A 6,000-nucleotide genomic window follows, 5' to 3' on the forward strand; every position below is an offset into this window, starting at 1 on the left:
ACACGCCGCTATCAGCCTTATGATATTTACGCCACGCATCACATATGCGTTTCCTATATATTTCTATGTTTTACTTTATAAGAGTTATACTGAAATGGCTATCCCATTAGCAATCAAGTGCGTTACTTGTTGTCGTTGAGTGCTATCTAAATACCTTCGTTATGCCTCTGTACACTTTCTTATTAAAAGGAATAGGCTTTTGATTAAAGCAATAATGATCAGTTGACCATTCATCCCAAATCCTTTGTCTACCCTCTTAGTATAAATTTTCTGCTGTTATGTAATTTTTTTCTATATCTCTTCATTGTATTAAGTGCTTTTCACAACCTAAGTCATTACCTTACCTCCTTCTTTCAGACACAAAAGATCCTGAAATCAAAAAGTAGACGTCATACATAACTTGTCACTAGACTAGCCTCGAATACATTTCAATTTGTCGCATGATGAAAGAATTGAGGCATCTTTAGCTAACCATCAAAATTTATAGTCAAACAAACCAATCTAACCTAAATTACCCTCTGCTCTCTTATACCTGTAACTTCATCAATTCACTCCAGAACCGCACGCATCACACGTCCAAAGAATCCACGTCTTTTTTTTGGTTCTGAATTAAAAGACTCCTTAACCTGTACGGTAGCCAATGATTCTTGAGTATTCGCTGTAAGATTTTCAGAATCAGCCACTTGTCCCTGTTCAGCCTGTGGCTGTGGTTTTGGTGCACCTAGTAACCGCTGTAAGGATTCGATTTGCTCATCCTTAGCTTGAAGTTGTTCTCTTTGGAATTGTTCACGGTCTTGTGCAAGCTCAAGCTGCTTTTGAAGCATGTAAACTTGTTGTTCAAGCAAGTAAACTTCCGACAACTTTGGTGTTACAGTTGTCTGTGAATGGTTGGCATGTTGTGATGGTTCACCAAAGACACGGATAGCTTCCGCAAGGTCAATTTTACCGTCACTATTTTTAGTTAAATTTCCTTTATTTATTTGTTTATAAACGGCTTGACGTGTCATCCCGTAAAGCTTCGATAGTTCGATTACAGATAAAGATTTCATTTTGTAATTCTGAATGTCAACCTTGTAAACTAGACTACATTAAATTTCTGTCAAGGCTCAATATACTTATAAAAAAGAAAATTTTTAAAATATAAAAATACCTATTTAAGACACTAATTTTTAATAAAGTCGATCAATTAATTTATAATCAATAATTCTAATTTGAGGCTTTTTTCTACCATCCAATTCAATTTTATTAGAAATAATAATAATTGCTTTATCTCCTACTAGCTCTAAAAGCCGCCAATCTAAGAGATATTCCTTCTTATCTGCATTAGAAATATAAGTTGTAGGAATTAACTCATTGCCTTCTTTCGTGAAATAAACTCTAGAAAAAGGACTTTCATTGTTAAATAATTTTTCTATCTCTTTGTAACTTTTATAATCAATCAACGCCTGAAACAGTACTAATGAAAACATACATATCCCAACACAAAGAGATTTCATAATACTCGTAGTTTCTAGAGTATAAAGAATGAAACCAACCAATAAATATATGTAGAGGAATATACTGTTATCCAAAAGTAACGTTACTAATTGTGTATCCCAACTAAAGATCTTTAAAGAGACAATTAAAATAAAAAGTCCAATAATTACAATAAATAAAGAACAACCTTCATTAAAGATAGATCTAAAATAAAGATATACAGCTGCAGCAACGGATAGCCCTAAAAACATTTCTAGAAATATGGGTACAGCATTCATAAGAATACCGCTGATCTGTAATTGACTTAATACCCAAGGTACGTTTAGAGAATTATAAAAAGAATATTTATATAGACAGGCAAGAGAAATAGCTAAAACCGGTAAAAGCGCGGCAAGCTCAACAAATCGAAAAAATTTAAAGTTCATAAAGACACATCCAAAAAAGCTGTTATCTGATAAGGCTCACTGTTACACCCCTTGAAGCCATCGAATCACTGTTATTCGACTAACATCAAGTTTCTTTGCAATTTGGGTGTTGTTCATTCCTTCTGCCTTTAATTTCATTGCTTTCTGACGCTTATCAGCGTACTGAGCCGAGCGTACTGCACCACCTTTTTTACCACCTTTGGCGCCACGCTTAGCCTGTATCTCACTGAAATCACCATAGCTGAACCGTTGCCAAACCCACTTGGCAATGCTCTTAGCGGTGGCTTTTACCTCACTAAGCGGTAAAGGCTGTTCAAAACTGCTGTTGATTGCTTCTATTTGCGCTCTGACAGCTCTTTCCCACTCATGGCTTGAGTTGTGGTGCATGTAGTCCCTAATCGCCTTGTAGGCCCAATGACGGCCCTTCTCAAACATGGTCACGTTACGTCCCAAGCCGATTACTTCAAGCTTTTTGGGTAGTTTCTTTGGTAGATCGACAAAATCAGCAAGGTAGTCAAGCGAGTACGCTTGTTTCGTCCAATAGGTTGTTCGCCACTGAGGGTGCAATGGGTTCTTTGTGATGAGATGCGAATAGCTAAGATCAGCGCCCATCTTGAGCGCATAAGCATAGTAAACCGCCTGTGCATACTTGATTGCTTTAACGCTCGCAAATTCGCTTGTACAGACTGGTATTTCAAGTTTGTAGCAATGGTGACAATGCCCGTTGAATGGGTTCTGTGTTGTCCAAAAAGGCTGTGGTAAACCTGCATCAAACCAGGATAATGCCGCATCATCTTTATCGTCATCAAAAACGAAGTAAACCGTGGTAAGAGGTGGATTTATTTGAATATAGGGTTTCTTTAGGGCTATTGATTTCGTACGAATCAGCATGTAACCCGGTTTGTCATCCATACAATAAGGGTTACGCGGCAAGGTATCAAAAAGCTCAAGTTGCCGTTGATCAACTAAAGATGTTTTAAAATTAGTCAGTGCTGAGTGACTTTTTGTATATTCCATACGTTTACTACTTGAGTAAACCGTCTTTCCCTGTAAAATGGTCTACAGACGCAAGACGGATTAACCCCCTTATTGTTGTTTAAAGATTCAAGCCTCGATTGACGACTTTCCGCCAAGTTAGAACGTCATCGGGGCTTTTCTATGTCTGCTGTATTTGTAACACAACTTCAATATCGATTGAAATAATAATACGTTTTCAATAAGCACTAAAACTCTTACCAAAGCTCATCATTTGCGATTTAAGCGCTTTTTTTACCAAAGATGATATCTGTATAGTCTCAATCGAAATAGCTCAAAAATGAGCTTAGCAAGCACTATAGGAGCTTTAAATGGATGAAACCGAATACTTAATATCTACGCCCGCTAATACAGAGCATTTGAAGCGCTCAATCGAACAGCTTAAGCGCGGTGAAACTCAGGAACACGAACTGATCGAAGAAGAGGAAGATCAACAAGATTGATTACTTTAAGATTCTCACCCGTGAATATTAGAGTAACTCGGTAGTTCGGTAAGTCGGTACTTCCTTACTCCTTTTATCGGTATTTATAATACGGTGTAGGGCGTTGCCTAAATAACTGCTTATTTGAATAAAAAATAAAATGATTTCTTCATCATTAGTTGATGATGGTTAAGACAAGGACATTTCGTAAAAAATCAAATGCGATACACCGTGAATACATTGGCGATCAACTTTTTTCCTAGGACTTCGCCCCTTATATAAGGTACATATATATCCATACAGATATATACATTTAAAGCTTTACACATTTGTACAAACATACATTTATATAAATGTATGTTTGTTTGAAGTTAGTTATAACTTATTTGCAACTAAATTGAGGTTTATTTCATAAACAAATCAATTAAAACAAAAGCCTATTTCTAACCTTTAGCCACTCGATAAACTGTTGCAACTCCACACCCAACCGCCTTAGCTATCTCTTCTTTTGTCATCGTATTTAATGCGAGAAGTTGCTTTATACGCTCATGTTTAGCTGTATTTGCTTTTTTTCCCGTTGGCTTATATCCAGACCGTTTTAGTCCCTGTTTGATGCGTTCTCTCCGTTTGTCATTGTCTAACTTCGCCATAGTTGCAAGTAGGTCAATCAACATGGAGTTAATGACGTTCAGTATCTCTCCTGTCATGCCACTATTGACGACATGTGTCGTTGGTAGGTCAGCAACGACTAAGCGCAGTCCCTTGCCCTTAATCTGTTGCTTGAGGATTTCAAAGTCTGATTGCTCCAAACGTGATAGTCGGTCTACTGATTCAACTAAAAGAATGTCGCCCTGCTTTGATTCGTTCAAAAGTCTTGTGAGGATAGGTCGGTTTAGCTTCGTACCGCTCTCATTCTCGACGTATTCAACATATTCAGAACCGTACTCGTTACTGAACTCGATCAGGTCGCTGAGTGCTCTTTCAGCGTCTTGATCTTTCGTTGATGCACGTACATAAATGCGAACTGTCATAACCAAACCCATTATCATAAAGACTTAAAAACTTATGTCTAATGATAAATCTATCATTTAATAATGTAAATAAGTTAAATGATAGATCAATTATCATTTAATCTATCTCATCAAAATACTATAGTTAAGTGATAGGTTCTATTAAATACAAAAAAGCTCGCCTAGAGCGAGCCTTAATATTTTTATTTACTTTTTCGAATCAATGCCCTTTAAACGCATCAGTATCTCTTGTTGCTCTTTCCGTAACTGTGCTTCTTGTGAAGAAACATAGTTCGATACGAAATTATCAGAATGTCTGCGTCTTGCTAATTCAGGATCAAAAACACCATTTCGATAGTTACCCATATCTTCTTCGGGGTAATCCTCAAAGTATTCACTCCACTCACCCATTTTTCTCAACCTTATGATATTTATTGGCTTCAAATAAAGTATATCCGCAACGTCTACGTGAATGAAAATAAATTGATAAGGATGATATCCTCTTTCATTCACGTACGTTGCTTATTTGGTATTACTTTTTTTGATTTGAGCGACTGCTGAAGTTTTAGCTTCAATAGACCAATCAACACCTTCTGCTTTAATCCATGTTTCACATCCAAACGTTAAAAACATTACTGCGACTAAAACAAAAATAACCTGCCAAACATTTTTGGATAATTTCATTTATATAATCCTCTCTAATAATCAATAACTGTCTATCCGCGTATTAAAACGACCAAACAATTCAGGTTTGTTGTGTAATATCGCCAACCCTTCTGGAGTACATCGCAATGGGGATAGAACTAATTCCATAAAAAAATCCGCCTTGTTAGGCGGATCTTGTGCTATTACTCACTGTGCTTCTACATTGCTAAATTGTATAAAGTACTTTTTACAATCTAAGTCATCAGATATTCCTCCTTTCTTTATAGGCATAAAAAAAGCGCAATCTTTGTTGCGCTTTCATTTCTTCCATTATGGGAAAATTTAATCTCTTCTCTTATACGTGTAGCTTTAAAAAAATTAATCAAATTTCTTTCTTATTACACGACCAAATAAACCGCTGCATTTTTGTGGTTCAGACTTTGATTCCTGAGTGATTGAGCTGTAGACCACTTATCCCAAAACCGTTACCTCATAAAAAAACCGCCTGCCTTAGCAAGCGGTTCCAGAATCACTAGACAATCAATGTATTTATGATTTCCAACATATTAGCAATAAAGCTAATTAGTTGGATAAGCATGTACTTGTAGCACATACATCACCCTCCCTAATGTGAGAGCGCATTACTTGATATAACCTAGGTTATGCAGTACCGTATAAACATATACCGCAAATATGCAATAGCGCATGCCTAGGCTTGCGTTTAAAACGCAGTACTGCGCGGTTGAGCTACCTGTTTCCGAAATTTTGGTCGAGGACGGAGACAGGTAGCGGCCTAAATTGCAACTATAACGTCACAATCCCAATAAAGAATATAATTATTACATACTCATTTTTTATACCTTTAAATTTATTCAATAAAATATAAATCTGTCTTTACACGCCGCTATCAGCCTTATGATATTTACGCCACGCATCACATATGCGTTTCCTATATATTTCTATGTTTTACTTTATAAGAGTTATACT

Annotated in this window: 7 protein-coding genes; 1 reads left to right on the forward strand and 6 read right to left on the reverse strand. The window is 36.5% G+C overall.

All coding sequences use genetic code 11. From position 1 onward, the window contains the following. Nucleotides 1-548: 548 nt before the first annotated feature. The 3 genes from AC1M9M_RS14650 to AC1M9M_RS14660 all read right to left on the reverse strand — a co-directional run bounded on the left by AC1M9M_RS14650 (nt 549) and on the right by AC1M9M_RS14660 (nt 2,918). A complete protein-coding gene (locus AC1M9M_RS14650) occupies nt 549-1,049 on the reverse strand; it encodes a plasmid replication DNA-binding protein (RefSeq protein WP_481596693.1) in 501 nt (166 codons plus the stop codon). A 120-nt stretch (nt 1,050-1,169) separates the two neighbouring features. After that, a complete protein-coding gene (locus AC1M9M_RS14655; protein ID WP_481596694.1) occupies nt 1,170-1,901 on the reverse strand; it encodes a hypothetical protein in 732 nt (243 codons plus the stop codon). Between the two features lie 42 nt (nt 1,902-1,943). Next, nucleotides 1,944-2,918 (reverse strand): replication initiation protein, encoded by a 975-nt coding sequence (locus AC1M9M_RS14660; RefSeq protein ID WP_481596695.1) that lies wholly within the window; start codon nt 2,916-2,918, stop codon nt 1,944-1,946. Between the two features lie 329 nt (nt 2,919-3,247). Between AC1M9M_RS14660 and AC1M9M_RS14665 the strand changes: the two genes are divergently transcribed. Further along, nucleotides 3,248-3,379: a hypothetical protein gene (locus AC1M9M_RS14665; protein ID WP_481596696.1), complete on the forward strand. Its 132-nt coding sequence runs from the start codon at nt 3,248-3,250 to the stop codon at nt 3,377-3,379. 422 nt (nt 3,380-3,801) lie between these two features. On the opposite strand, the gene AC1M9M_RS14670 is transcribed toward AC1M9M_RS14665, so the two are convergent. The 3 genes from AC1M9M_RS14670 to AC1M9M_RS14680 form a co-directional block, all read right to left on the reverse strand. Further along, nucleotides 3,802-4,389, reverse strand: coding sequence for a recombinase family protein (locus AC1M9M_RS14670; protein ID WP_481596697.1), 588 nt, complete (start codon nt 4,387-4,389; stop codon nt 3,802-3,804). A gap of 186 nt (nt 4,390-4,575) precedes the next feature. Beyond that, nucleotides 4,576-4,779: a hypothetical protein gene (locus AC1M9M_RS14675; RefSeq protein ID WP_481596698.1), complete on the reverse strand. Its 204-nt coding sequence runs from the start codon at nt 4,777-4,779 to the stop codon at nt 4,576-4,578. A gap of 111 nt (nt 4,780-4,890) precedes the next feature. Continuing rightward, nucleotides 4,891-5,052 (reverse strand): hypothetical protein, encoded by a 162-nt coding sequence (locus AC1M9M_RS14680; protein ID WP_481596699.1) that lies wholly within the window; start codon nt 5,050-5,052, stop codon nt 4,891-4,893. Nucleotides 5,053-6,000: the final 948 nt, after the last annotated feature.

This window comes from Acinetobacter sp. ANC_7503 (genome assembly GCF_056780035.1).

Coding starts and splice junctions, on each gene's coding strand:
- AC1M9M_RS14650 (WP_481596693.1), bottom strand. CDS start 1,049: ATGAAATCTTTATCTGTAATCGAACTATCGAAGCTTTACGGGATGACA.
- AC1M9M_RS14655 (WP_481596694.1), bottom strand. CDS start 1,901: ATGAACTTTAAATTTTTTCGATTTGTTGAGCTTGCCGCGCTTTTACCG.
- AC1M9M_RS14660 (WP_481596695.1), bottom strand. CDS start 2,918: ATGGAATATACAAAAAGTCACTCAGCACTGACTAATTTTAAAACATCT.
- AC1M9M_RS14665 (WP_481596696.1), top strand. CDS start 3,248: ATGGATGAAACCGAATACTTAATATCTACGCCCGCTAATACAGAGCAT.
- AC1M9M_RS14670 (WP_481596697.1), bottom strand. CDS start 4,389: ATGACAGTTCGCATTTATGTACGTGCATCAACGAAAGATCAAGACGCT.
- AC1M9M_RS14675 (WP_481596698.1), bottom strand. CDS start 4,779: ATGGGTGAGTGGAGTGAATACTTTGAGGATTACCCCGAAGAAGATATG.
- AC1M9M_RS14680 (WP_481596699.1), bottom strand. CDS start 5,052: ATGAAATTATCCAAAAATGTTTGGCAGGTTATTTTTGTTTTAGTCGCA.